The organism is Novosphingobium oxfordense (genome assembly GCF_044029435.1).
In the GTDB taxonomy this organism is placed as follows: domain Bacteria; phylum Pseudomonadota; class Alphaproteobacteria; order Sphingomonadales; family Sphingomonadaceae; genus Novosphingobium.
Genome location: NZ_CP147005.1, coordinates 2,743,039 through 2,765,234, shown reverse-complemented (window position 1 = coordinate 2,765,234; position 22,196 = coordinate 2,743,039). Strand labels below are relative to the sequence as shown.

Genomic DNA, 22,196 nt, shown 5'->3' with positions numbered 1-22,196 from the left:
GTCAGCCCTCTTGGACATCGGCGAGTGCTTGGGCAGCTTCACTCGGCAGCAGCGCCTCAAGATCCCGCTGCAGAGCGGCCATGAACTCGTCGCTGCGGAAAAGGCCGGTTCCGCGTGCGAGGGCACACTTCTCGACAACGGCTTCCACGGTCGGGGCAGGCGTTTCGATCATTGATGACCACAGGTCGCCAGCAGCCGCGATGAGATCGTCGGCCTGCTGCCCGTCCACGGGCATTGGTTCGGCTTCGGCCGCGCGCCAAGCATCGACCGTAGCGCGCCAACGCTCTTCGGCGCGGCGTAAAGTAATGTGACGCCGTATCGGCGGCTGGTCCGCAAGGGCTGGTGTCGGTAGGTCGGGGAGATGCGAGGTCAGAGCGTCAACGACGCCCCTGCACATCGCAAGCTGGCGGGCCAGCGTCGACGTAAGAGTTACGACGCTATTCCCGGCCGCGACGATATTCATCGCACCGCGAGCGTCCGCCTTGTTGATGATATCGCAGACAATCAGCGCATCTAGCTGGTGGACGGCGGCGATGCTCTCTTCCAGCCATTCTGCGACGTCCGCCGCTGCGCTGGAAGGCGATGTAATGGAAACCCCGAGCTCGACCCCGGAGACGAACGGTACGTCGAAACGACTGAAATGCGTTTGCTGGCCCATAGGAACCCTCCTGCGATGGTGAAGCAGGAGGTTGGCGGATGCTGGCCCGAGTATCCGGCGGCCGAGCGCGTTTCCCTACCTGCGCATCGGAGGGTCAGCGGCCCGAGGGCGATCGTCTCCGATGCCCTCAGGGTATGTCCAAATCGGAAATGATGTCAACGATCTTAATTTCCGATTTGGAAATTTCATCATAAGGGTACAAATGCACCTTTAGCCATTCCGATAATGGTGAACTGCTCGCGGCCCAGACTGATCGGCTGGTGCTCTGGGTTCGATGAGCAGGGCTCCAGCCGTGCTGGGTCCGAACGGAACAGCTTGATAGTCGTCTCGCCTTCGGAATTCATTACGGCGTAAACCTTGCCCTCGCGCAGGTCCGCCTCATAGGGGTCGATCACCACATACCCGCCGTCCGGGATGATCTTGTCCATGCTGTCGCCGCGGGTGCGCAAGGCGAAAGCTGCTTCGCTGAGGCCCTCCACAGGTGGGAAAATCATATCTTCTCTATGCTCAATGGCTTCGCGCCAATTTCCGGCCGCGATCTCGCCGACCAGGGGGATCAGGAACGGGTTTTTGGGAAGCGATGGCTCCTGGCCAATGAGGGCGCTTTCCGAAATATCGAATGCGGCGGCAAGCCGTTCAATCCAGGCGAGATCGAGCCGGCGCTGCGACTTCTCAAGCTTCATGATTTGCGGCGCGGTTGTCCCGGCGCGCTCAGCCAGCTCTGCCAAGGACCAGCCGCGCTCGGCGCGGAGAGCGCGCACTCGGTTCGGGATCGCTTCGCTTAGGTTCGACATCAACAGTTCCTCGTAAGACATCTCCTTGTATCCAATACGGATATTAAGAAATAGTGCACAAAATGGACACGCCACGCCTTGCCGTATGTCCAAATAGGAAATATCATGGGTTCATGCAGCTCAAAGACTATCTCGTCGAGGCAGACCTCACCTATGACGAATTCGCCAAGCAGATAGGCGCCGCGAACGCGGGCGTCGTTGCGAAGTACGTCGCTGGGCGGCGTGTGCCCCGACCCCAGTTCATGGCCGCCATCGCTAAGGCGACGGAGGGTAAGGTCCAGCCGAACGACTTCTTTCCGGTAGAGGTCGCCTGACATGCTCGCGAACGTAGAGGCCGAAGCGGCCCTCCTCGGCGCGCTCATGCAGGGCGGAGCCATTCGTGACTGATTGGGTCCGCCTTTGGCACGACATGCCTACCGATCCCAAGTGGCGCGTCATAGCCCGGAAGAGTGGTCAGCCGCTCCCATGTGTCATCGCCGTGTTCAACCTGATGATGGTCAACGCCAGCGGCAATGCCGAGCAGCGCGGGACGCTCTCTGGATGGGACGACGAAGACGCAGGTGCCGCGCTCGACATGGATGCCGCCGATGTGGAAGCGATCCGAACCGCAATGCAAGGCAAGGTTTTGGATGACGACCGGCTAACTGGCTGGAGCAAGCGGCAGCCGAAGCGCGAGGATGGAACGGCCGCGCAGCGGAAGCAGGCGTGGAAAGAGCGTGAAGCCGCGAAGAACGGTGCGGAGCAACGCTCTGGAACGCATCGGAACGCTAGCGGCACGGCGTCGGAACGCTCTGGAACGCATCGGAACGCGCCAGAGACAGAGACAGAGACAGAGACAGATATTCCGTTCTCTAACGAGAACGGGCCTGCGGCCGTCGATCCGTCGAAGATCATGTTTGACGCGGGCGTAGCGCTGCTCGCGCAGTCCGGGAAAGCCGAAAGCACAGCCAGAGCCTGGCTGGCTAAGGCGCGGAAAGCTCATGGGGCCGAGGCTGTAATCGCAGCGATCGGCGCCGCCAAGCGTGAGGGCGCAATCGATCCAATCTCGTTCATGGAGGCGTCCCTGCGAGCAAGGGGCCGGACCCATTCTGGCGAGCTTAGCTTCACCGGGCCGTGCTGATGGACTGGCGGCCGACGAAACCCGGGAAACACATATGCCCGTGGTGCAGTGCTGGTCGCCGCAATAAGCGCGACCGGTGCATGAGCGTCACCTTCGACGGAACCACAATCCTTTTCCACTGCCACCATTGCGGCGAGAGCGGAGCGATTTTCGATGATGCACGACAAGCACAAGGCGTGGATCGAGGCACGCGGTCTAGATCCCAAGCTTGCCGAGGCGTTGGGCCTGGAAACGGTTGTCATGGCAGGGAAGGCGTGGCTCTCCGTGCCGTACACGCAGGGCGGCGAGATCATCAACCACAAGTACCGGCTGACCAGCGAGAAGGATCATCGCATGGACGCCGGCGCGCCGCTTGCCTTGTGGAACGCGGATTGCCTCAGCGATCCGAAAGTACGCAGCGGGCAAGCGCCTGTCGTGATAGCGGAGGGCGAGTGGGACGCGATGGCGGCGATTCAGTCGGGGTTCGCGTTCGCGGTATCCGTTCCAAACGGGGCCCCTTCCTCTGAAACCAAGAACCTCGATCATGCAAAGCGGTATGACTGGGTCGATCGGCATGCGGAGGACCTTGCGCAAGTCCGTGAGTTCATCATCGCCGCGGACGATGATCAGGCAGGGTACTATCTACGAGCTGACCTCGTTGCGTTGCTGGGTGCTGATCGTTGCCGGTTCATCGATTACCCATGGCCATGCAAGGACCTGAACGAAGTTCTGGTCGATTTCGGACCCCAGAAAGTCGTCGACTGCATCAGCACCGCGCGCCCGTTTCCGATCCAAGGGCTCTACAAGGTCGATGATTTCCCCGAGCGCGGACAGGTGCGGGCATACGATGTCGGGGTCGAGCCGATCCGGGATATGTTGTCGATCGTTCCGGGCACGCTGACGGTGGTCACCGGGTACGCGAACATGGGTAAATCTACCTTGATGAACGCGATAATTGGGAATGCCCTCATCCGCCATTTCCCGGTTTGTGTCGCTAGCTTTGAGACCGACGTGAAACCGATCCTCGTCGACGGACTGAGGGTGGCAATGCTGGGGTGCGGCAAGCACGAACTCGGCGCCATCGACAAGTCGGAGATCGATCAGATCATTCGGGATCGGCTTAGCATCATTAGCCAGGCGGTCGATGAGGACATGGAAATGGACCTCGAGAAATTTCTTGAACTTTCACGTGCCGCCGTGCTGCGGGAAGGCGTCAAAATGATCGTGCTCGATCCCTGGAATGAGCTTGAGCATAGGCGCAGGCGGGATGAGAGTGAAACGGATTACATTGGCCGGGCCATCCGAGCCATCAAGCGATTTGCCAAGCAGTACGACGTGGCCTTCTGGGTGGTTGCGCATCCGACGAAGCCGCAGCCTGGTGTGAACAAGATTCCCGGTCTCTATGACATCAGCGGATCGGCACACTGGGCCAATAAGGCCGATTACGGCCTTGTGTACCATCGTCCGAAGTTCGACGTGAACGAAGCGGATATCGCGGTGACCAAGGTCCGGATGGGGCTCCCGGGGCGCCGAGCCAGCATCAAGGCAACATTCGATTTTCGCGTCAGCAAGTTCGTCGAACTCGCGGCGTGAAAGGCGGACACGAGCAAAGGAGATTAATCATGAACATGACCGACGAAGCCCAGCAGCGGCTGGCGCAGGAAGTTATCGCGATCTGGACGGCCATTCGGGATGAACCTCGGTGGCGGAGCGGTGACAACACCATGAGGCTCGGTGATGTTGAAGATCGCGTCTCCGGCCTGCTGTTCGCCATCCGCCAGATCGGCATGACGCTCTACCTCGCTGGGGGTATCCCACTGTATTCGAAAATCATCGCCATCGTCGAGGATGCGCTGGACGACGTCGAAGCGGCCGTGTTCCTCAACCGTTGGTGGGGTGAGGTTCGACACGAATTGGAGGGCGAAGCAATCCGCGCATCGCGGCTTAGGCAATAGTTCGCCAAAAAATGGCGCGCGTGTCATCGGCGAACCCGTCGATCGAAAAGCGCCCCCGCCGCCTTGCCCGAGAATTGGACGATACGAATGCCTAAGACCGAGACCATCGCCGCGCTCGCAGCGCAAACCAAGGCGCGCTCAAGCGCCGCGACAGCCACCAAACCGCGCAAGGCCCTACCAGCCGGGCCGACCCCCGAGCAGCGTCGGCACGCGACCTATGTTGAACAGGACATCGTCGACGTGAAGCTGAAAGGCCGTGTCACGATCGGGAAGGCGTACCGCAAACAGCCGAAGTTCGAGAAGATTGAGGGGCTCGGCAGCGAGCAATTGAAGGCGTTGCGCTTCTACCGCGCTGCCTTCGACGCCAGCGAAATGTCAGAGACCCGGTGTGCACTTGACGTGCGGCCGCGCGGCGCGTCTGGATCGGATGGCGCCATCACCGCCATCGAGGCTAGGGCGTTCGGGGCAACGACCCTGCGAGGCATCGAAAGGCATTTGGGCGCCATGGTCCACACGCTGCGCGATGTGGCTCTTTTGGACTTCACGTTCTCCGAGGTCGCGATGAAGCGCTTCGGTAGTCGCGAGGTTGACTGGATCGACGTGGGCAAGGGCAAGCGCAATCCGCGCTCGATCGTCAAGCTGGTCCCCAAGTCGGGCACGCACCGGCAGATCGTCCGCGATGAGTTCTTTGCTGGTCTGCGCGCCCTTGTTATGGCGGTGGAGCAGTATGTAGAACGCCGACGAGACTCAACCTAAACGTCGAGGCTCACCAACTCGGCTTTCGCACCAGCACGGACGAGCAAGCTGTACAGAGCATCAGGCAGGCGCTTGCTGAACTGCTTGGTATGAATCACGTAAGTGTCTCCGCTGATGGAATAGCTAACGATCTTGGCACCATCCAGAAGGTCATTGAGCTCGTCTCTAAACCAGTCGGGCTCGCCTTCGGGAAAGAGGATTCTGCTGCCCATAGATTCCTCAATGAGGAGATCATCTATCGGCACCCGAAGTGCATTAGCCAGCTTCTGCAGCGTCTGGATCGAGCCGCTCTGCCTGCCACCTTCGATCTGCGCAATCTGAGCACGACCGACGCCAGCCCTGTCCGACAGCGCGAGCTGCGTCAGCCCTCGATGTTCGCGCCAGACCCTTAGAGGGCTTTCGCCAGCGAGGATGCGGTTGACCAGTTCGGCTGGCACATACTCATCGTCGCCGCGCTCGACGGCCGCCTTCACGCGCTCCGAGGCGCGGATGTCTGCTAGATCTTCAGCCGCCTCCTTGAGCGCCTTGTACTCTTCGATCGGTATCGTAACCATCTCACCCATGTGAGCCTCCATCATTCGTAGATGCTGCCGCGAGGGCCAATCTTGATCACCGTCAGCACGACGCCATCGTTCATGATGACGCGCCAGTCACCGACCCGCAGACGAATGTCGTCGCTGCCTTTGAGGGCCTTGACATTGTTCGCCTGCGAAGCCGGGTCGGCGGCGTAAGCTTCAACCTTCGAAACGATCCGAGCCGCCATATTGGCGGGCATCGAGCGGAGCGTCTTGAGGGCTGAGCGGGTGTACTGGATCGGCTTCATGAGAAGCACTGTTACAGAGAGTAACATCGAGCGTCAAGCAAACGTTACTCTCTGTAACGTTTAAATTGCGGTTGCGCTGGGCACGAAAAAGTGCGACTGTTCAATCCTCATTAGTGCGTCCGCAGCCAACCTGGCGAGCGGACGTTTTGCTTTCAGGAGTGCGCCTTGCTCAGCAGCAGGGCTTTCGCGTGATAAGCCACGGCTCTTTCGCGGTGGGCATAGACGGCAGCGATAGAACGTCTGCGACGAAGCGCTTCCTGCGCCTTGCGAGCTTCCTTTCGCGCCCGGCATAGCAGGCGCTCGATTGAAGGTTTCATAACCGACTCCCGCACCTGGATGAGCGGGAAGTTATGGAGCTGGCCAGCAGTTTCAAACATGCGTCGGCAAAGCGCATTGATCGTGCGCCTAGCCGTTTCGTCACCAACGCCGCCGTAGCTCCAGCGGTAGAGCAGCCGTCTTGTAAGCTGATGATGCCGGTTCGATCCCGGTTGGCCGCTCCATTCTAGCTACGGGGTGTTCGATGCCAAGCAGGCCGCCCCGGATCAACAAGCGGCCCCGCGCCAAGGCGTGGCGCACCACGCGCAAGAGCAGGCAGGCGCGCGGCTATGGCCGGCAACACGAGATCATGCGGGCGATTGTCCTGCGCGAGGAACCGCTATGCCGGCCCTGCCAAGAGGAAGGACGCATCAGCGCCTCCACGATCGCCGACCACATCAAGCCGCTGGCCGAAGGCGGGACCGGCGACAGAGAGAACTATCAGGGCATCTGCGCACCGTGCCACCGGATCAAGACGGCAGCGGAGGCCAAGCGCGCCCAAGCAAGGAGGCCGAGATGATCGAGATCCCCTCGCGTTACTCCGTCGACCAAGAGGACTTTGATCCCGATCTCGGCCAACGCCTAGTCATCGCCTTGGACGGCATCGACCAGTACGGTCGCGTGCATTCGTACGACATCGAGGCTGGCACGGTGACACGGTGCAAGCGCGACGATAGCGGTCAGGCCTACGTCGGACCCGGCACGGACGACATCGCGATGGAAACCATTCATGGTGTTGTGTCTGTGACCCTGAAACCGGAAGGACAGTGAGCGTGGCATCCTCGACGATCAGCCTCTCTGCACCTGCGCTTGTCCAGTCGATCACGCTCCGGGTCCGGTTCCTGAGCATCTCCCGAGCTCGCTTGTGGCTGGCGACGCCGCTCATGCGCCTCGCCGCAGCCGTGGCGGGCTGCAAGGTCGAGATAGAGGTAGGAGACCGCGACGGCGCGTAACGATGTTGCGCGTGGACGCTACGAAGGGTGGGGGCGGGTAAAAAGTCAGGGGAGGCTGGCCTCAGGACCGCGCCCCGACCACTTTTTTTGCGCGTGCGGATTAAACTTCTGGGGTCGAATTAAATTTCGGCTGCACATTAAATTTCGGAGGTGCCCGTGAAGCGAGGGCCGAAGGCTGAAACGCCGTCCGCCAAGCTGGCTCGCGGCACATTCCAACCCTCCCGCGATGGCGGGAAGACCGAACTGCTGGCGCCCGGCGATCCGCCGATCATGCCGGACTACCTGACGGCCGGAGCGCAGGACGTCTGGATGGAGGTGCTCGGCCGCGTGATGTCGGCTGGTGTGACCGAGATCGATAGCGCCCTGCTCGCCCGATACTGCTCTCTGGAGGCACTCGTACGCCAGGCGTTCAATGCCGGCGGCGACCCACCTCCGGCCGCGTATCTCACGGTGCTTCGCCAGCATGAAGAACTGCTCCGCATAGCGGGGCCGAAGAGCCGCGTCGGCGGTGGCGGAGGTGCCGCGGATGTCTCAAAGCCGGGCAACCCGTTCAAGCGCAACGGACACCGGTCACGCTCGTGACTACGCCGCGATCGCGCTCGACTATGCGAAGCGCGCCGCGGCGGACAAGAAGCAGACCGCGCATTGCAAGTGGGTCCGGCTGGCTGCGCAGCGACACCTTGATGACTTGAAGCGCTCGAAAAAGAAGGATTTCGGGTACTACTTCGACCCGTGGCACGGCAACGACGTGTGCGACTTCGCCGAAAAGCTACCGCACGTCGAGGGTAACTGGTGCAAATGCCCGCGCGCCAAGGTGCTCGCGGGCGAGCACGACGAGCGTTGCGGCCTGATCGACCTGGAGCCGTTCCAGATCTTCATCCTCGTTGTCGTGTTCGGCTGGCGAGATAAGGAAGCAGGCCTGCGGCGGTTCACCGTCGTCTATGAGGAACTGGCCCGCAAGAACGCGAAGTCGACGCTCACGGCGGTGGTCTCGCTCTACTGCCTCGCTTGCGAGGACGAGCCAGGCCCGCAGATCCTGACGGCGGCGACCACGTTCGACCAGGCGAAGAAGGTCTTCCACCCGGCGAAACGGATGGTCGAGAAGACCCCGGCGCTTCAGGAAGCGTTCGGCCTCATCCCTTGGGCCAAGTCTATCACCTGCGCCGACAACGGCGGCTACATGCAGGCGATTCACAGCAAGTCGAAATCGCAGGACGGCCACAACCCGCACGTCGTCACGCTCGACGAGCTGCATGCCCACTCTGATCGCGGCCTGTACGACGTCATGGTTTCCGCTTTCGGCGCCCGGTTGCAGCCGCTGCTATGGATCATCACAACGGCCGGGTTCAACACGCTCGGCATCTGCTACGAGCAGCGGACCTTCGGGACCAAGGTGCTGGAGCGGTCGATCATCGCCGAGCACATGTTCGTCATCATCTACACGCTGGACGGACCCAAGGATTTCACGCCGGAGCGCAAGGAAGGGGATGACCCCTACGACGAGCGCACCTGGATCAAGGCAAACCCGCTTGCAGCTGCGGCGCCCTCGCTGCTGAAGGAGATCAGGAAACGCGCCATCGAGGCGAAGGCCAGCCCTTCCGCCGAAGGTAATTTCCGAACCAAGAACCTGAATCAGTGGCTTGGCGCCGCCTCGGCCTGGCTCAATGTCTCCCAGTGGATCGCTTGCGCCGACAACAGCCTCACCCTCGACGACTTCATAGGGCTGGACTGCTACCTCGGCGGCGACCTTTCCAACGTCGATGACCTTTCGGCATTGGTGTTGGCAGCGAAGACCGAAGATGGCCGCCTTCTGGTCAAACCGTGGTTCTTCTGCCCCGAGGCCCGGCTGGAGAGCCAGGACAACTCGCTGAAGCAGATCACCGATCTTTACAAGGAATGGGTCGCGTCCGGCGACCTGATCGCCACCGAGGGCAATTTCATCGACCATCGGGTCATTGAAGCAAAAATCCGGGAGCTGGAGCAAAAGCTGACGGTGCGCCGGGTAACCTTCGACCAATGGAACAGCGGGCTCGCGATGGCCTCCCGCCTCAATGAGGACTTCGATGACGGCGGCGAGCCCTTCGCCGTCCAGCTCTCGAAAAATGCGAACAACTACACCGACCCGGCCAAGGAGGTCGAGGCGCGCGTCAAGGCTGGCTCCAGCCAGCTCGCGCACGACGGCAATCAGGTGATGACGTGGATGATCGGCAACGCCGTCGTCACCCGCGGCGTGAACGGCTCCATCCTTCCGAAGAAGGAAGCGGCGAACAGCCCGAACAAGATCGACGGAGTGGATGGTTTGATCAACGCCATCGAGCCGATGATCGAGCCGCCAAGCGAGGAGGGAAGCATGGACGATTACCTCGCGGCGATGAAGGCGAAGGCTGCATGAAGCTCTCCTTCGGCCGGAAAATGATGCGCGGCCTGCGTACCGCACTGTCCCTGCTAGCACCGTCGGCTTGGAAAGGTGTGTTCGGTGCACCGTCGTACTCGGGCAAGACGGTCACGGCGGCCAACGCTCTTACGATTTCGACTGTCTGGGCATGCGTTCGCATTGTGTCGGGCACGATCTCCTCGCTCCCGTTCATGGTGTACCATGACCCCACGGGGGATAGTCGCAAGGTCCATAAGGCGCATCCGCTCTATGCGCTGCTGCATGACAGCCCGAACGCGGACCAGACCGCCCTCGATTTCTGGCAGTTCATGTGCGTCAGCCTGGAGCTGTGGGGCGATGCCTTCGCCCGCATAACTCGAGGGCGCGGAGGAAAGATCGTTGCACTGACTCCGCTTCGCGCGGAGGCGGTGCAGGCCCGTAGGGCAGCTGATGGTTCAATCAGGTACCGATTCTCGGAAGGCGGCAAAGCCTTCGATATCGGCCAGGACGAAATGTTCCATATCCGGGGGTTTGGCGGATCGCCCCTCGGCGGCCTCTCGACGCTCGCGTTCGGCCGGCACTCGTTCGGCCTTTCGATGGCCACGGACGAGGCTGCGGCGCAGATTTACAAGAATGGCCTCCGCCCCTCCGGCGTCCTGACGACCAAGGACAACGCGACGCTGAAAAAAGAGCAGCGCGAGGACATCTACAAATACGTCGTCGAGCCATTTGCCGGGGAAAACAACGGACGGCCGCTCGTACTAGAAGCGGGCCTGACCTGGCAGGCCATCGAGATCAATGCTGGCGACGCCCAGATGATCGAGAGCCGACAGTTCTCTGTCGAGGACGGCTGCCGGTGGTTCGGCGTCCCCCCGCACCTGGTCGGCCATACCGCCGGCAACACCCAATTGGGCAGCAGTATCGAGCAGCAGACCCTCGGCTGGCTCATGTTCGGCCTGCGTGAGCGCCTGAAGCGCATCGAGCAGGCCATTGCGAAGCAACTGCTCACGCCTGCCGAGCGGCTGACGATCACCGTCGAGATCAACATCGAGGGTCTTCTCAGGGCGGACAGCGCCGCTCGTGCGGCCTTCTACTCCCTTCTGGTGCAGAACGGCATCATGACCCGCAACGAGGTCCGCCGCCTCGAAAACCTGCCGCCGCTGCCAGGCGGTGATGACCTGACGATTCAGTCCAACATGATCCCGGTCGGGAAGCTCGGCGAGATCACGAGCACCGGCAGCGAAGCCGCGCGCCGGTCGATGATGGACTGGCTGTTCCCCGAAGGATTGCCCTCTTTGAAGCAGAAGGAAGACGCGTGATGCTGATGCACCACAAGCATGGTCAGCTGAAGGTCCGCGACTTCAGCCTGTCGATCAAGGCCAGCGATGTTGCCGACGACGGTTCATTCGAAGGTTACGGCTCCGTCTTCGGTGGCGACCCGGACAGCTACGGCGAGATCGTGGCAAAGGGCGCGTTCCTGGAGAGCCTCGCCGAACTCAAGGCGAAGAACCGTATCGTGCCGGTTCTCTGGCAGCATCGCACCGCCGAACCGATCGGCGTTTACGACTTCCTGGAGGAAGACGGCCATGGCCTGAAGGTCAAGGGTCGCCTGCTCAAGGACGACGTTGCCCAGGCCCGCGAAGCGCACGCGTTGCTGAAAGCCGGTGCCGTCACTGGTCTGTCGATCGGTTACTGGGTCCGCCAGTCCACTTACGACGAAAAGACCGGCGTCCGCACGCTCCACAAGCTGGATCTCGTCGAAGTCAGCCTCGTGACCTTTCCTGCGAAGGATGACGCTCGCGTCGAGGCGGTCAAGTTCAAGCTGGAGCGGGGGCAGCTTCCGACGAAACCCGAATTTGAGAAGGCACTGCGCGAGGCTTTTCCCTTCTCGAAGTCTCAGGCCGCGGCGATCGCCAGCCATGGCCTGGATCATCTGCTCCGGAGTGAGTCCGTGGGCGCCGGCGACATCAAATCCATTTCCGACGCCATTGCAGGCTTCGACCTGCCCAAGCTCTGAAGGACCTAAAAATGAAGCATCCCGCCATTCTGGCCGCGTCGAGCGCGGCTGCTCTCGCCATGGGCGGCACCGTCTCGCCGGAGTACCGACCGCCGGAATTCGGCCGCAAGGGCGAGGGCGACGACATCGACGTCAAGCAGCTCTCCCGCGACCTGAAGGCCGCCACCGACAAGGTGAAGGAATTCGCCGAGGACGCGAAAGGTCGTCTCGAAAAGGGCGAGCAGCTCACGGCCTCTGCCAAGCAGAGTGCTGACGAGGCGCTGGTCAAGTTCAACGAACTTTCCGCCACCATGACCGAGATCGAGCAGAAGCTCGCCCGGTCCGGCAGCAGCGACGGCGACAACGAGCGCAAGTCGGTCGGCCGTATGTTCACCGAATGCGAGGACGTGAAGTCGTTCATGGAACGCGCGCCGTCGAAAGGCGCCGTTCAGTTCGGAACCAAGGCGATCATCACTTCGCTGACCACCGATGCCAACGGCTCGGCGGGCGACCTGATCGTTCCCGATCGCCGCGACGGCATTGTCGCACCGCCCGAGCGGCGCATGACGGTGCGCGATCTCATCACGCCGGGCCGCACGTCGTCGAATGCGATCCAGTTCGTCCAGGAGACGGGCTTCGTCAACGCGGCGGCAACTGTGGGCGAAACCCTGCAGAAGCCGCAGTCGGACCTGAAGTTCGACCTGAAGACGCTCCCGGTCGCGACGATCGCCCACTGGGTGCAGGCATCGCGCCAGATCCTCTCCGACGCGCCGATGCTCGAAAGCTATATCGACGGCCGCCTGCGCTACGGCCTGGCCTATGCCGAAGAGCTTCAGCTGCTTAAAGGCGACGGAACCGGCACCAACCTGCTCGGGATGATCCCGCAGGCGGTCGAGTATGCCGCTCCTGGCGGACTCGTCGCCGGCAACATGTTCGATCAAATGCGCTACGCCATGCTGCAGGCGGTTCTGGCCGAATACCCGGCAACCGGCCATGTCCTCAACCCGATCGACTGGGCGCGCGCCGAGACGACCAAGAACGAAATCGGCGAATACATCATCGGCAACGTCGCCGACGGCGCACAGCCGCGCCTGTGGCGTCTGCCGGTCGTCGAAACGCCCGCGATGACCGTCAACAAGTTCCTGACCGGCGCTTTCAAGCTCGCCTGCCAGTATTTCGACCGCGAGGACGCCACCGTCGAGCTGTCGACCGAAGATCGCGACAATTTCATCAAGAACCTCGTCACGATCCTCGCTGAGGAGCGGCTCGGGCTGGCCGTGTACCGCCCTGAAGCGCTGATTTACGGCGAATTTGCCGACTTCAGCGGCTCCTAAAACGGGAGGGCGGGAGCAATCCCGCCCGAACGGTGGCTGGCGCTCGCGTCGCCGCGCAGGATTCGCCTGCGCCAGCCTCCCTTCGGCCCCGAATAGGAGAAACCTCATGCCGATCATCAAAGTGAAGCGCGATTATTGCGGCGCCGAGGGCGTCGATGCCGACAAGAACGTGCCCGAAGGTTCGGAGCACTCGGTCACGCGCGCCCGAGCCGCTGAGCTGAAGGCCGTCGGCCTCATCGAGATCATCAGCGACGAGGCCCATCCCGACGACGCGAAAGAGGACGCAAACGTGGCAGAAGAAAAGAGCGAACCCAAGCCCATCGCCAGCAAGCCGGCTCCGGCCCCGCGGAACAAGGCCGCCCCGAAGTCGTCGGACAAGACGTCCGGCCAGGCCTGATCATGCGAGTCCTCGTGGTTGCGCCGCCGGCGTCGGTGGTAGGCCTCACGGAAGCGAAGGCGCACCTGCGCGTGCGGCATAACGTCGAGGACACATTGATCGAGGCCTATGTCGCCGCAGCCACCGGGCATATCGACGGGCCGGATGGCTGGCTTGGCCGGGCGATCGGCGATCAGGTCCTGGAGGCATACGCCGACGTCTTCCACGATTGCATGCGGTTGCCGTTCGGCCCGGTGATCGAGATCGTCAGCGTGAAGTACCTCTCAGGCACTGGCGATGAGGTCACGGTTCTTCCGAGCGAGTACGAGCTTCGCGGCTGGCTCCTTGGTTCGGCCTTCGGCAAGCGCTGGCCGTCTGTCCTTTCTCATCCTGAGGCGGTCCGGATCCAGTACCGTGCTGGCTACGCCGATCTGCCGCCGCCGATCCGCGCCGCCATTCTACTGATGGTCGGCGACATGTATGCAAACCGCGAGACGGTGACCGTTGGTACCGGGACCGGCGCGACGAAGATCCCGATGTCGACCACGGTCCAGACACTGCTTTCCCCGTTCCGGATCTTCACCTGACCATGTCCGGCGGCAAGCGCGACACCTTCGTGATTTTCGAGGTCCGCCAGACCACGAAGGATCCGAATTACGGGACCACCGTCGAGGAAGGATGGGTCAAGGCCTCGGATGCTTGGGCGGAAGTGCAGGACGTGCTTCCGTCGCGCGCCGAGACAATCGACGAGAGCCTGACGATCCAGCGCCGCCCGGCGCGCATCCGCATCGACTACTTCGACGGCATCGACGTCACCGCCGACATGCGCATCGACATCGATGGCCGCAAGCTCCGCATTGTTTCCGGCCCGGCCGAGAAGGGCCGCCGGAAGGAATGGGAAATGATGGCCGAGGAACTGAGCACGGAGGGCCACGAGCCGTGAGTGACAGCGAATATCACATGGTCGAGTTCCGCCCGGCTGACGGCGGGCCGATGCAATTGGTCCGCGGCCGGAAGAAGACCGAAGCCGAGATGCAGGCCGATGCCGAGGCGGCGGCCGAGCAGGAAGAATCGCCGGCGCTGCTGGTCCGGATCGTCGGGGATTGCATCACGCCAAGCGTCAAGGCGATTTTGCTGTGCGACCAGCATGGCAACAGATTGCCAGGCCAGGTCCGCGCATCGCTGGATCAAACGGTCGATCGAACGGAGATCACCGTAACGTTCCTCATCGACGGTGCGGAGGTGAGCTTCGCATGAGCCGCAGTTCCCCCGTTTCCGGTGGCAGGGCGCTTGAAGCGGCGCTCAACGCGGTTGGCAAGCGCGTTGCAACGCAGGCTATCCGATCGGGGCTCACCGCAGCGGCAAATCCCGTCATGGCCGAGGCGAAGCTGCGGGCAAGCAGCTGGTCACCCAAGGTCGCCGCCGCGATCACCAAGGGATCGGCGCGGAAGAACCAGGACGGAACCTTCTCGATCCGGATCTACGTCGATGAACGTAAGCCTGATGGCTACCTCGGGTTTTTCGGCGAATACGGCGTGGCGCCGCACCTCATCGCTCGCACCGGCGCGAAGCAAGGGCGCGTTGCCGTTCGGAAGGCCGCCGAGGGTTCGGGCAATGTCACGCTGCGGCCGATGAAGATCGGCGATCGCTTCGTATCGGGCATCATTCACCATCCGGGCCACGCCGCACATCCCTTCATGCGGGTCGCGCTCGACACAACCGTGGATGATGCGATCGCGGCCTTTCGGACAAAGGTCGTCGCGGTGATCGAGAACAAGACCGGCTTTAATTCATTGGCCGGCATGGACGTGGCCGCCTGATGGATGGCGTTGCCGCTGTGCGATCAGTGATGGTCGCCAACGAACCACTCGTCGATCTCGTGCCGGGCGACGACATTGCCGCCGGTCCGCGACCGCTGGGCGGAACTCTTCCGTCCATTTCGTTGGCCAGTGTATCGAAGTTCGATCGCAACATCCCCGCGCCTGGCGAGTGGCGCCATGTTCGCGAGCGGGTGCAGGTCACGGTCCAGGCCCGCAACTATCCCGAGCAAAAGGCCATCCTTCGCGCCGTGCGCCGGGCCGCCGCCGACCAGCTCAACCCCGAAGTGCCAGGCATCAATGCTGTCACCATCCACACCGAGCCGGCCGGACCGGACTTTATGTTCGAGGATGCCTCGATCTGGTGCGGCACCCAAGACTTCATCGTCACCTATCTGGAGCCCCGCTGATGATTGACGCCATCGCTACCCGCCGCACCACGCTGAACGGCAAGACTTACGCCAAGGGCGCCCCCGTGCGGATGCCCGCCGCGCAGTTCGAAGACCTCAAGCCCACCAAGCGCTTCGAGCGCGCGCCTGTCGCCAAGAAGGCGACGGTCAGCGCCGCAGCTGCCGAATCCAAGTCGAGCGCCGCGCCCGACTGACCCGAGATTGCCGTCCCCGGCGATAGTCCGTCCCGCTTTCGGGGCATTTCTCATGGAGAACACATATGACGGTCTTCACTTCGGCCGGGACGAAACTGTTCCTGGCAAAAGCAGCCCCGGCAACCTTCGATGCGGCGGGTTACACCACCCTCAAGGCCACCGCGACCCAGATCGGTGAGGTCAGCGACCTCGGCGATATCCCGAGCCGCGTCTACGACGTAGTGACGTGGCGCAACATCGCCAGTCGGGGCGAAAGCAAGGCGAAGGGCGGTTACACCCTCGGCACCCAGACGATCACCGTGGGGATCGATCCCAGCGATGCCGGCCAGGACCTCGTGGACACCGCGACGAACGAGGACGATCCCTATTCGGTGTTCATCGAGCACCCCCGGCTGGGCACCATCTGTGCGCGTGCGCTCGTGATGGGTGGCACCAAGAACTATGGCGACACGAGCAACATCGCCACGCGCCAGATCGCCCTCGAATACACGATCGTCTCCGACGACGAAGACGGCCTCGTCTTCATTCCGCCGGAAGACTGATCTTCTAACTCGCCCCTGAGCCTTCGCCCCGCTTGCCGCGGGGTTTTTCATGCCTGCCGGTTGTCAGGGCTTCCGGCAGGCACCTTCCCTGAAAGGCATGCCTCATGGCTCTCAAGATCACCAACCTCCGCGTTGCGGATATTTCCGACCTGCCCGTCAAGAACGCTGACGGCTCGCCGCTCCGCGATCCGGACACCGGCGCCCCAATCACCGCTACCGTTTTCGGCCCCGGCACCAAGATCTGGCAGGCCGCCAACGCAACGAAGCAGCGCAAGGCCGTGAAGAGGTCGCGCGAGGCGAACGGCAAGTTCGAGGCGGCGCTGGACTTCAAGGAAGAGGATACCATTGAGTTCCTCTGCGCCGTTACCAAGCGTTTCAACGGCATCGAGATCGACGGCGCCCACACGGATCAGGAAACGGTCCGCGCCGTCTATTCGGACCCGCTGCTTGGCTTCATCCGTGACCACATGGACACCGACGTAAGCAACTGGGAAAATTTTATGAAGGCGTCGCAGTCGCTCTCGAACTTTGGGTCCGACAGCTCGCCTGGCTGAACACCGCTCCGCGGGCAGAGCACACCGGCAAGGGCAAGTCGCCCGAGCCGGTCACCCGCATCAATGCGATGAGGGGGCAGGGCCGCGAGCCGGTCCTGCCATTCAATCCCGCGCCGTATCTTACCGACTGGCTGCTGGAGATTGGTCCAGCAGCACCTGGCGGGGAATCCGCGTTCGGCTTTCACGAAATGGTGGCTTGGTCCCATCTGATCGGCGTCCACCTTTCGCCATGGGAGGCCCGCACGTTGCGTCGGTTGTCCCGGGCGTTCGTCAATCAGGCGGCCGAGGCGCGGGACCCAGCATGCATGGAACCGAGGCTAAAGGCCGATCAGGACAGCGCCCGCAAGCGCGTCGATGAGCAATTTGCCGGGCTGATTGCGGCGTTTGGCCAACGGCCTCGCCAGCGCGAAGTTTAGACAGTATCCGATGCTCTTTTGGGGAGCGGATTGGATGTTGAGAGTAGCGGCGGCCTTTCTTGCAGTGGCGCCCCTTATGGGGTGTCACGGCATCTACGAGCCCGGCATCGAGCAGTGCGAAAACGATTTGCTTGGCGACCTCAAGGCGCCGACGACGTACAGAAGAGTAAAGGCCGAGACACTTATATTTGATGCAGATATGGTCCGCTCAATTAATCAAGCCGCGAAGAAGGATGGCACTGTTGAAGCCAACCTCGATCCTGCTTCCGGATATCTATCGGTAAATATCGAATACGATGCATCAAATCCACTTGGAGTCCCCATTCGCGATACGCGAGAATGTAAATTTGCCTTAGTTAACGGCAAGCCTGACTACAGCCATGTTATAGACCATTAAACAAGCGGCCGCCTTGAACTGGCGCAACCCGACAAGTGACAGATTTTAAATGTAGGGCGGTCCTTCGGGTCCGCCCTTTTCTATGAGGTACTGGCATGGCAGGTGGCATCCCGGCGGGTCGTCTCTCGATTGAGATTGTGGCCGAAGTCGCTCGGCTCCAGGCTGATATGGACAAGGTAAAGCGCGCAGTCCGGGACGCCAGCGGCGACATCGCCAGGAACGCGAAAGCGGCAAACGACAACCTTGCCGGGATTGGACGCGGGGCCGGTGCGGGCTTGAAACAGTTCTCGCAGGAAGCCGAGCGCGCCAACGAATACCTCCGCAAAATCGCGCAGACCTCTGCGGATGTCGAAACCAGGGTGAATGCGGTGACCGGCGTCACCGGCGGCATGCGACGATCTGCGGAGGACTTCGCCGCCTACGGCAAGGAGCTCGATCGGCTCCGCGCGCAGTACAACCCGCTCTTCGCCGTGATCCAGAAATATCGCGCATCGGTCGAGGGCATCCGCCAGGCCTACTCCGTTGGTGCCATATCGGCGGAGGAGATGGCGGAGGCGATCAGCCGGGAGCGGCAGGCATCGCTGGAGTCCATCGCAGCACTCAAGGGCAGGACCACTGCGATAAAGGAGGCCGAGCAGGCCGCGCGCGCAGCAGCCCAGGCCGAAGAGGAGGCCGCCCGCCAGCGAGCCGCAGCGGTCGCATCTGCGGATAGCTACGCCGCGAAGCTCCAGGCCGAAGCGTCTGCGATCGGCAAGACGGCTACCGAGCTGCGCGACATGGAAGTTGCCCAGCGCGCCGCCGCTGCCGCCGCCGCCGGTATGCCCGACCAGGCGGAGAGGATCCGCGCCGCCGGTGCTGCGCTGTCGGAGGCAGAGGCGCGGGCGCGGGCGTATGCTGAGGAGCAGAAGCGCACGGCTGATGCCGCTAGGGCAGCGGCTGATGCCGAGGCCGAGTACGCGAAATCGATCGAGGATTTGAAGAAGCAAGCAAACCCAGCTGGCACTGCGCAGGCGCAGCTAAATGCGCAGATGGATCTGGCAGAAAAAGCTTTTCGAGAGGGCCGTCTCGCTGCTGACGATTACGCCAAGATCATCCATAATCTACAGACCCGCGTGAATCTGCTCAACACGGAAGGCTTCGGCCCTCTCGGCCATGGCGGTCAGGTTGCGGGACACCACATGCTCAACCTGAGCTTTCAGATGCAGGATCTTGGCATCCAGATGCTCGGCGCCGCGCAGAGTAGTGCGCCTTTGAAGCTGGCGTTCACAGCGTTGGCGCAGCAAGGGTCGCAGATTTACGGCGTCATCCAGCAGTCTGGTCTGGGCGTAAAGGCATTCGCCGCCGAGGCCTTGGTTGCCGCCGGAATCATCAAAACGTCTGGAGACGAAGCGATGATCGCAGCCGCGCGCCAGGCAGCGGCCCATGAAGCTGTCGTCGCCTCACTAGCCGAGCGCGCGGCGGCGAACGTGGCGACTGCCGACGCAGAGGTGGCGCTTGCTCGCACGCAGGTTGCCAATGCATCGACAGCCACTGAAGCAGCGGCCGCGCACGCACGACTGGTGGCGGCGGAGGAGGCATCCACTGCCGCCGCCGTAGAAGCGACAACAGCACAAGGTGCGCTTGCAAGAGCACAGGCAGCTTCGGCCGCAGCTACCGAAGCCGCTAGCGCATCTATGGCGACGGGTCTCGGATCCGTGGGAGCCGTGCTCCTGCCACTGGCTGCCGCAGCCGCGGTGCTGGCTGGTGGCATCGGCCTCGTTACCTCTGAGATCAACAAAAACTCGAAGGTCAGCGTCTCCTGGTCCGATACCCTGTTGGGTGCCTGGGATGCTTTGGTTTCCTACCTGCAGGATGGGCTGGCGGCCGCCTTTGACGCGTTCGGCATCAAGACGAGCGATGTCTGGAAGACGGTGCTTGGCTGGACCAAGTGGGCGGTGAACCGCATCATTGGCCTTACGTCGGTCGTCCCTCGTGCGCTGATGGATACGTGGAAGCTCATCCCCTCCGGCGTTGCGGACATATTCATCAGCGCCACAAACTACGCGATCGACGCGATGAACGGCCTGATCAAAAAGGCGGTGGACCTGATCAACGGCTACGTGAACCAGGCGAACACGATCCTCGATAAGGTTGGCTTGCACATCGGCGCCCTCGACACGCCGCACATCGACAAGCTGGAGAACAGCTACGCCGGCGCCGGCGCGAAGTTGGGCAACGCCCTCGTCAAAAGCTTGTCCGACACCATGCAGCGCGATTTCGTCGGCGAGTTCGCCGATGCCATCAGCCCGTTTGCCCAGAAGCGCGCGATAGCTCGCGCAAAGAAGGATGCGGAGAAAGCAGGGAAGGCAACTGGCGCAGCGGTGGCCAAGGCCACCAAAGAAGCGTTTAACATCGACGACTTTATCAAGGAATCTGGCGCTAAGCTGGCTGCTCTTGCGGCGAAACAAGCCCAAGCCAGCGCCGACAGCGAATGGGCCGAGTTTCAGCGCGAAGTCGACAACATGGGCCAGTTCTATTTCGATGAGCGCATGGACAATCTCAAGCGGGAGCAGGATGCGGCCGCGGCGCTGGAAGACCAGTACCGCGACCTGATCAACACGTTGGGCAATTTGGGCGGCGCCGGCGCGGGGATTGCCACCCTGTTGGGTCTGGTGACCGGAAATTCGACCAGCATTGGTGGGAAGCTTGGCAATCTGCTGAATGTCGGGATGGGCTTCGAAACAGACGATCAGGGGCAAACCGTTGTCGACAAACAGGGCCGCGCCATCGCGAAGACAATCGGCACCGAACTCACGAAGGTTTTCAAGAAGGGGGGCGAATTTGCCACGACGCTGACCAAGACGCTGCAAAGCGCAGGGCTGGGTGTGGCGGCCAGCTCGGCAATCTTCGGCAAGCAGTCGTCCACCGAACAGCTGGGGTCGGCCATCGGCGGCGCGCTTGGCGGAAAAGCGGGCGATATACTTGGTAAGACCCTGGCGAAGAGCAGCAGCAAGCTCTTGCAGGGTTTGGGCGATTTTGCCGGTCCGCTCGGATCGATCGTGGGTGGCGTCGTCGGCAACGTCTTGGGTGGCATGCTGACCAAGGTGAAGTGGGGCCGGGTCACGCTGACCTCGGAGGGCGTGTCTTCGACCTCCGGCAACAGCGGTTCCTCGGAAAAGGCTGCGCTCGCCGCCGGTAACAGCATCTATGGCAGCCTGACGGACCTCGCCAAGCAGTTCGGCGGTATCATCGGCGATTTCGGCAGCATTGCTGTCGGCGTGCGCCACGGCGATTATCGCGTCAACGCCAACGGCACCTCGCTGAAGGTCAAGAAGGGCGCGGTCGACTTCAACGATGATGCCGAGGCGGCCGTGGCCTATGCCATGAAGCTGGCGATCGAGCGCGGGGCCATCAACGGTATCCGCCAGTCGACCAACAACCTGCTGAAGTCGGGCGACGATCTGTCCGCGCAGATCGACAAGGCGCTGAGCTTCGAGGGCGTGTTCACCGACCTGAAGACCTACCTTGATCCGGTCGGCGCCGAGCTGGACAGCATCGACAAGGAATTCGCCAACCTGCGCTCGATCTTCGCCGAGGCGGGCGCCACGGCCGAAGAATATGCCCAGCTGGAGCAGCTGCTGAGCATCAAGCGTCAGGAGGCCATGAACAAGGAAACCGACGCCCTCAACGACATCAAGTCGCGCATTGCAGAAGCCCAGGGCGACGACGCGACGGTTACGGCCATCGCTCGAGCCAAGGAACTGAGGGACGCCACGAGCGACGCCCAGCGTGCCCTCCTGCAGCAGCTCTATGCGATCGAGGACGCCAACGCCGCACAGGAGGCCTTGACCGCGGCGCAGGAGGAGGCGGCCACGGCTGCCCAGCAACTGCAGCAGGCGTGGGAATCGGTCGGCGACAGCATCCTTGACGAAGTGAACCGCATTCGCGGCCTGAGCGGCGGCGACGATGCGGCCAGCTTCGCCACCCTGCAGGGCCAGTTCAATGCGGCCATCGCGGCGGCACGCGCCGGCGATCAGGATGCGGCGTCCAAGCTGGTGGACCTGAGCCAATCGCTGCTCGACGCTGCCGGCAACACAGCCACGAGCCGGCAGGAGTTGGAGCGTATCAAGGCGGAAACGGCGGCAAAGCTGGAAGGCGTGTATGATGCGATCCCGGGTCTCACGGGTTCGTCGTCGTCCTCGGCTTCGGCCACAGTGGATTCGGCGAGCGCTGCAGCGACCGGATCGACCAGCACGTCAACCAGCTCCACCACCGATGTCGGCGCGGCCATCATCAGCCTGACCGACAAGGTGGAGCAGATGCGGTCCGAAATGAACAGCGGCAACGCCGCCATCGTCAGCGGCGTCAACCGCTCGGCCAAGGTGCTCGAAAACGTCAGCCCGTCCGGCGACGCCATCAACGTCGCAAACGGCTGATCCGGCGCGGGGCCGCCC

30 protein-coding genes are annotated in these 22,196 nt (G+C 62.3%); 25 read left to right on the top strand and 5 right to left on the bottom strand.

From position 1 onward, the window contains the following. Position 1 precedes the first annotated feature (1 nt). Both WBP07_RS13025 and WBP07_RS13020 read right to left on the bottom strand, forming a co-directional pair. Positions 2 to 658, bottom strand: a complete 657-nt coding sequence (locus tag WBP07_RS13025; protein WP_395391602.1) for a hypothetical protein — start codon at positions 656 to 658, stop codon at positions 2 to 4. A 188-nt stretch (positions 659 to 846) separates the two neighbouring features. Continuing rightward, on the bottom strand, positions 847 to 1,473 hold the full coding sequence (locus WBP07_RS13020; RefSeq protein ID WP_395391600.1) for a LexA family protein: 627 nt from the start codon (positions 1,471 to 1,473) through the stop codon (positions 847 to 849). A gap of 92 nt (positions 1,474 to 1,565) precedes the next feature. On the opposite strand from WBP07_RS13020, the gene WBP07_RS13015 reads away from it, so the two are divergent. The 5 genes from WBP07_RS13015 to WBP07_RS12995 all read left to right on the top strand — a co-directional run bounded on the left by WBP07_RS13015 (position 1,566) and on the right by WBP07_RS12995 (position 5,262). Next, a complete protein-coding gene (locus tag WBP07_RS13015; protein ID WP_395391598.1) occupies positions 1,566 to 1,766 on the top strand; it encodes a helix-turn-helix domain-containing protein in 201 nt (66 codons plus the stop codon). A gap of 95 nt (positions 1,767 to 1,861) precedes the next feature. Further along, positions 1,862 to 2,572, top strand: a complete 711-nt coding sequence (locus WBP07_RS13010) for a hypothetical protein (RefSeq protein ID WP_395391597.1) — start codon at positions 1,862 to 1,864, stop codon at positions 2,570 to 2,572. 153 nt (positions 2,573 to 2,725) lie between these two features. After that, on the top strand, positions 2,726 to 4,144 hold the full coding sequence (locus tag WBP07_RS13005) for a DnaB-like helicase C-terminal domain-containing protein (RefSeq protein WP_395391595.1): 1,419 nt from the start codon (positions 2,726 to 2,728) through the stop codon (positions 4,142 to 4,144). A 29-nt stretch (positions 4,145 to 4,173) separates the two neighbouring features. Continuing rightward, positions 4,174 to 4,506, top strand: coding sequence for a hypothetical protein (locus tag WBP07_RS13000; protein WP_395391593.1), 333 nt, complete (start codon positions 4,174 to 4,176; stop codon positions 4,504 to 4,506). A gap of 87 nt (positions 4,507 to 4,593) precedes the next feature. Then, positions 4,594 to 5,262: a hypothetical protein gene (locus WBP07_RS12995; RefSeq protein ID WP_395391591.1), complete on the top strand. Its 669-nt coding sequence runs from the start codon at positions 4,594 to 4,596 to the stop codon at positions 5,260 to 5,262. On the opposite strand, the gene WBP07_RS12990 is transcribed toward WBP07_RS12995, so the two are convergent. From WBP07_RS12990 to WBP07_RS12980, 3 genes are all read right to left on the bottom strand, one after another. Continuing rightward, a complete protein-coding gene (locus WBP07_RS12990) occupies positions 5,259 to 5,825 on the bottom strand; it encodes a helix-turn-helix domain-containing protein (RefSeq protein WP_395391589.1) in 567 nt (188 codons plus the stop codon). The genes WBP07_RS12995 and WBP07_RS12990 overlap by 4 nt on opposite strands. A gap of 11 nt (positions 5,826 to 5,836) precedes the next feature. Further along, positions 5,837 to 6,085, bottom strand: a complete 249-nt coding sequence (locus WBP07_RS12985; RefSeq protein ID WP_395391587.1) for a type II toxin-antitoxin system RelE/ParE family toxin — start codon at positions 6,083 to 6,085, stop codon at positions 5,837 to 5,839. Between the two features lie 152 nt (positions 6,086 to 6,237). Further along, entirely contained in the window at positions 6,238 to 6,462 is a 225-nt protein-coding gene (locus WBP07_RS12980) for a hypothetical protein (protein WP_395391585.1), read from the bottom strand. Positions 6,463 to 6,605: 143 nt separating this feature from the next. Here WBP07_RS12980 and WBP07_RS12975 point away from each other — a divergent pair, with 143 nt between their 5' ends. From WBP07_RS12975 to WBP07_RS12880, 20 genes are all read left to right on the top strand, one after another. Beyond that, positions 6,606 to 6,920 carry an HNH endonuclease gene (locus WBP07_RS12975; RefSeq protein ID WP_395391584.1) on the top strand — a complete coding sequence of 105 codons (315 nt, stop codon included), beginning with the start codon at positions 6,606 to 6,608 and terminating at the stop codon, positions 6,918 to 6,920. Beyond that, on the top strand, positions 6,917 to 7,171 hold the full coding sequence (locus WBP07_RS12970) for a hypothetical protein (protein WP_395391582.1): 255 nt from the start codon (positions 6,917 to 6,919) through the stop codon (positions 7,169 to 7,171). The genes WBP07_RS12975 and WBP07_RS12970 overlap by 4 nt, the downstream gene beginning before the upstream one ends. Beyond that, the gene (locus tag WBP07_RS12965; RefSeq protein WP_395391580.1) at positions 7,168 to 7,353 is read left to right on the top strand and encodes a hypothetical protein; all 186 of its coding nucleotides are present in this window, start codon (positions 7,168 to 7,170) and stop codon (positions 7,351 to 7,353) included. Before WBP07_RS12970 ends, WBP07_RS12965 begins: the two co-directional genes overlap by 4 nt. Before the next feature lie 156 nt (positions 7,354 to 7,509). Beyond that, a complete protein-coding gene (locus tag WBP07_RS12960) occupies positions 7,510 to 7,935 on the top strand; it encodes a hypothetical protein (protein WP_395391578.1) in 426 nt (141 codons plus the stop codon). Next, on the top strand, positions 7,880 to 9,745 hold the full coding sequence (locus WBP07_RS12955; RefSeq protein ID WP_395391576.1) for a terminase large subunit: 1,866 nt from the start codon (positions 7,880 to 7,882) through the stop codon (positions 9,743 to 9,745). The genes WBP07_RS12960 and WBP07_RS12955 overlap by 56 nt, the downstream gene beginning before the upstream one ends. Further along, complete coding sequence (locus tag WBP07_RS12950) at positions 9,742 to 11,046, top strand: phage portal protein (RefSeq protein ID WP_395391575.1); 1,305 nt, start codon at positions 9,742 to 9,744, stop codon at positions 11,044 to 11,046. The genes WBP07_RS12955 and WBP07_RS12950 overlap by 4 nt, the downstream gene beginning before the upstream one ends. Beyond that, entirely contained in the window at positions 11,046 to 11,744 is a 699-nt protein-coding gene (locus WBP07_RS12945; protein ID WP_395391573.1) for an HK97 family phage prohead protease, read from the top strand. The genes WBP07_RS12950 and WBP07_RS12945 overlap by 1 nt, the downstream gene beginning before the upstream one ends. Before the next feature lie 11 nt (positions 11,745 to 11,755). Continuing rightward, entirely contained in the window at positions 11,756 to 13,057 is a 1,302-nt protein-coding gene (locus WBP07_RS12940; RefSeq protein WP_395391572.1) for a phage major capsid protein, read from the top strand. A gap of 106 nt (positions 13,058 to 13,163) precedes the next feature. Next, entirely contained in the window at positions 13,164 to 13,454 is a 291-nt protein-coding gene (locus WBP07_RS12935) for a hypothetical protein (RefSeq protein ID WP_395391570.1), read from the top strand. A 2-nt stretch (positions 13,455 to 13,456) separates the two neighbouring features. Beyond that, a complete protein-coding gene (locus tag WBP07_RS12930; protein WP_395391569.1) occupies positions 13,457 to 14,020 on the top strand; it encodes a head-tail connector protein in 564 nt (187 codons plus the stop codon). A gap of 2 nt (positions 14,021 to 14,022) precedes the next feature. Next, positions 14,023 to 14,376, top strand: coding sequence for a phage head closure protein (locus WBP07_RS12925; protein WP_395391567.1), 354 nt, complete (start codon positions 14,023 to 14,025; stop codon positions 14,374 to 14,376). Next, positions 14,373 to 14,690 (top strand): hypothetical protein, encoded by a 318-nt coding sequence (locus tag WBP07_RS12920; RefSeq protein ID WP_395391566.1) that lies wholly within the window; start codon positions 14,373 to 14,375, stop codon positions 14,688 to 14,690. Before WBP07_RS12925 ends, WBP07_RS12920 begins: the two co-directional genes overlap by 4 nt. Before the next feature lie 116 nt (positions 14,691 to 14,806). Then, on the top strand, positions 14,807 to 15,253 hold the full coding sequence (locus tag WBP07_RS12915) for an HK97 gp10 family phage protein (RefSeq protein ID WP_395391564.1): 447 nt from the start codon (positions 14,807 to 14,809) through the stop codon (positions 15,251 to 15,253). 29 nt (positions 15,254 to 15,282) lie between these two features. Continuing rightward, complete coding sequence (locus tag WBP07_RS12910) at positions 15,283 to 15,660, top strand: hypothetical protein (RefSeq protein ID WP_395391562.1); 378 nt, start codon at positions 15,283 to 15,285, stop codon at positions 15,658 to 15,660. Beyond that, entirely contained in the window at positions 15,660 to 15,854 is a 195-nt protein-coding gene (locus tag WBP07_RS12905; protein ID WP_395391560.1) for a hypothetical protein, read from the top strand. The genes WBP07_RS12910 and WBP07_RS12905 overlap by 1 nt, the downstream gene beginning before the upstream one ends. A gap of 65 nt (positions 15,855 to 15,919) precedes the next feature. Then, positions 15,920 to 16,396: a hypothetical protein gene (locus tag WBP07_RS12900; protein ID WP_395391558.1), complete on the top strand. Its 477-nt coding sequence runs from the start codon at positions 15,920 to 15,922 to the stop codon at positions 16,394 to 16,396. A 104-nt stretch (positions 16,397 to 16,500) separates the two neighbouring features. After that, positions 16,501 to 16,950: a hypothetical protein gene (locus WBP07_RS12895; protein WP_395391556.1), complete on the top strand. Its 450-nt coding sequence runs from the start codon at positions 16,501 to 16,503 to the stop codon at positions 16,948 to 16,950. 68 nt (positions 16,951 to 17,018) lie between these two features. Further along, positions 17,019 to 17,366, top strand: coding sequence for a hypothetical protein (locus WBP07_RS12890; RefSeq protein WP_395391554.1), 348 nt, complete (start codon positions 17,019 to 17,021; stop codon positions 17,364 to 17,366). Further along, positions 17,335 to 17,763 carry a hypothetical protein gene (locus tag WBP07_RS12885; RefSeq protein ID WP_395391552.1) on the top strand — a complete coding sequence of 143 codons (429 nt, stop codon included), beginning with the start codon at positions 17,335 to 17,337 and terminating at the stop codon, positions 17,761 to 17,763. Before WBP07_RS12890 ends, WBP07_RS12885 begins: the two co-directional genes overlap by 32 nt. Before the next feature lie 167 nt (positions 17,764 to 17,930). Then, on the top strand, positions 17,931 to 22,178 hold the full coding sequence (locus tag WBP07_RS12880) for a hypothetical protein (RefSeq protein ID WP_395391550.1): 4,248 nt from the start codon (positions 17,931 to 17,933) through the stop codon (positions 22,176 to 22,178). The last annotated feature ends 18 nt before the right edge of the window (positions 22,179 to 22,196 follow it).

Coding starts and splice junctions, on each gene's coding strand:
- WBP07_RS12950 (WP_395391575.1), top strand. CDS start 9,742: ATGAAGCTCTCCTTCGGCCGGAAAATGATGCGCGGCCTGCGTACCGCA.
- WBP07_RS12910 (WP_395391562.1), top strand. CDS start 15,283: ATGGTCGCCAACGAACCACTCGTCGATCTCGTGCCGGGCGACGACATT.
- WBP07_RS13020 (WP_395391600.1), bottom strand. CDS start 1,473: ATGTCTTACGAGGAACTGTTGATGTCGAACCTAAGCGAAGCGATCCCG.
- WBP07_RS12900 (WP_395391558.1), top strand. CDS start 15,920: ATGACGGTCTTCACTTCGGCCGGGACGAAACTGTTCCTGGCAAAAGCA.
- WBP07_RS12905 (WP_395391560.1), top strand. CDS start 15,660: ATGATTGACGCCATCGCTACCCGCCGCACCACGCTGAACGGCAAGACT.
- WBP07_RS13005 (WP_395391595.1), top strand. CDS start 2,726: ATGATGCACGACAAGCACAAGGCGTGGATCGAGGCACGCGGTCTAGAT.
- WBP07_RS12890 (WP_395391554.1), top strand. CDS start 17,019: ATGAGGGGGCAGGGCCGCGAGCCGGTCCTGCCATTCAATCCCGCGCCG.
- WBP07_RS13000 (WP_395391593.1), top strand. CDS start 4,174: ATGAACATGACCGACGAAGCCCAGCAGCGGCTGGCGCAGGAAGTTATC.
- WBP07_RS13010 (WP_395391597.1), top strand. CDS start 1,862: ATGCCTACCGATCCCAAGTGGCGCGTCATAGCCCGGAAGAGTGGTCAG.
- WBP07_RS12980 (WP_395391585.1), bottom strand. CDS start 6,462: ATGTTTGAAACTGCTGGCCAGCTCCATAACTTCCCGCTCATCCAGGTG.
- WBP07_RS12975 (WP_395391584.1), top strand. CDS start 6,606: ATGCCAAGCAGGCCGCCCCGGATCAACAAGCGGCCCCGCGCCAAGGCG.
- WBP07_RS12915 (WP_395391564.1), top strand. CDS start 14,807: ATGGCCGAGGCGAAGCTGCGGGCAAGCAGCTGGTCACCCAAGGTCGCC.
- WBP07_RS12930 (WP_395391569.1), top strand. CDS start 13,457: ATGCGAGTCCTCGTGGTTGCGCCGCCGGCGTCGGTGGTAGGCCTCACG.
- WBP07_RS12935 (WP_395391570.1), top strand. CDS start 13,164: ATGCCGATCATCAAAGTGAAGCGCGATTATTGCGGCGCCGAGGGCGTC.
- WBP07_RS13025 (WP_395391602.1), bottom strand. CDS start 658: ATGGGCCAGCAAACGCATTTCAGTCGTTTCGACGTACCGTTCGTCTCC.
- WBP07_RS12990 (WP_395391589.1), bottom strand. CDS start 5,825: ATGGGTGAGATGGTTACGATACCGATCGAAGAGTACAAGGCGCTCAAG.
- WBP07_RS12985 (WP_395391587.1), bottom strand. CDS start 6,085: ATGAAGCCGATCCAGTACACCCGCTCAGCCCTCAAGACGCTCCGCTCG.
- WBP07_RS12895 (WP_395391556.1), top strand. CDS start 16,501: ATGGCTCTCAAGATCACCAACCTCCGCGTTGCGGATATTTCCGACCTG.
- WBP07_RS12970 (WP_395391582.1), top strand. CDS start 6,917: ATGATCGAGATCCCCTCGCGTTACTCCGTCGACCAAGAGGACTTTGAT.
- WBP07_RS12880 (WP_395391550.1), top strand. CDS start 17,931: ATGGACAAGGTAAAGCGCGCAGTCCGGGACGCCAGCGGCGACATCGCC.
- WBP07_RS13015 (WP_395391598.1), top strand. CDS start 1,566: ATGCAGCTCAAAGACTATCTCGTCGAGGCAGACCTCACCTATGACGAA.
- WBP07_RS12995 (WP_395391591.1), top strand. CDS start 4,594: ATGCCTAAGACCGAGACCATCGCCGCGCTCGCAGCGCAAACCAAGGCG.
- WBP07_RS12945 (WP_395391573.1), top strand. CDS start 11,046: ATGCTGATGCACCACAAGCATGGTCAGCTGAAGGTCCGCGACTTCAGC.
- WBP07_RS12925 (WP_395391567.1), top strand. CDS start 14,023: ATGTCCGGCGGCAAGCGCGACACCTTCGTGATTTTCGAGGTCCGCCAG.
- WBP07_RS12940 (WP_395391572.1), top strand. CDS start 11,756: ATGAAGCATCCCGCCATTCTGGCCGCGTCGAGCGCGGCTGCTCTCGCC.
- WBP07_RS12955 (WP_395391576.1), top strand. CDS start 7,880: ATGTCTCAAAGCCGGGCAACCCGTTCAAGCGCAACGGACACCGGTCAC.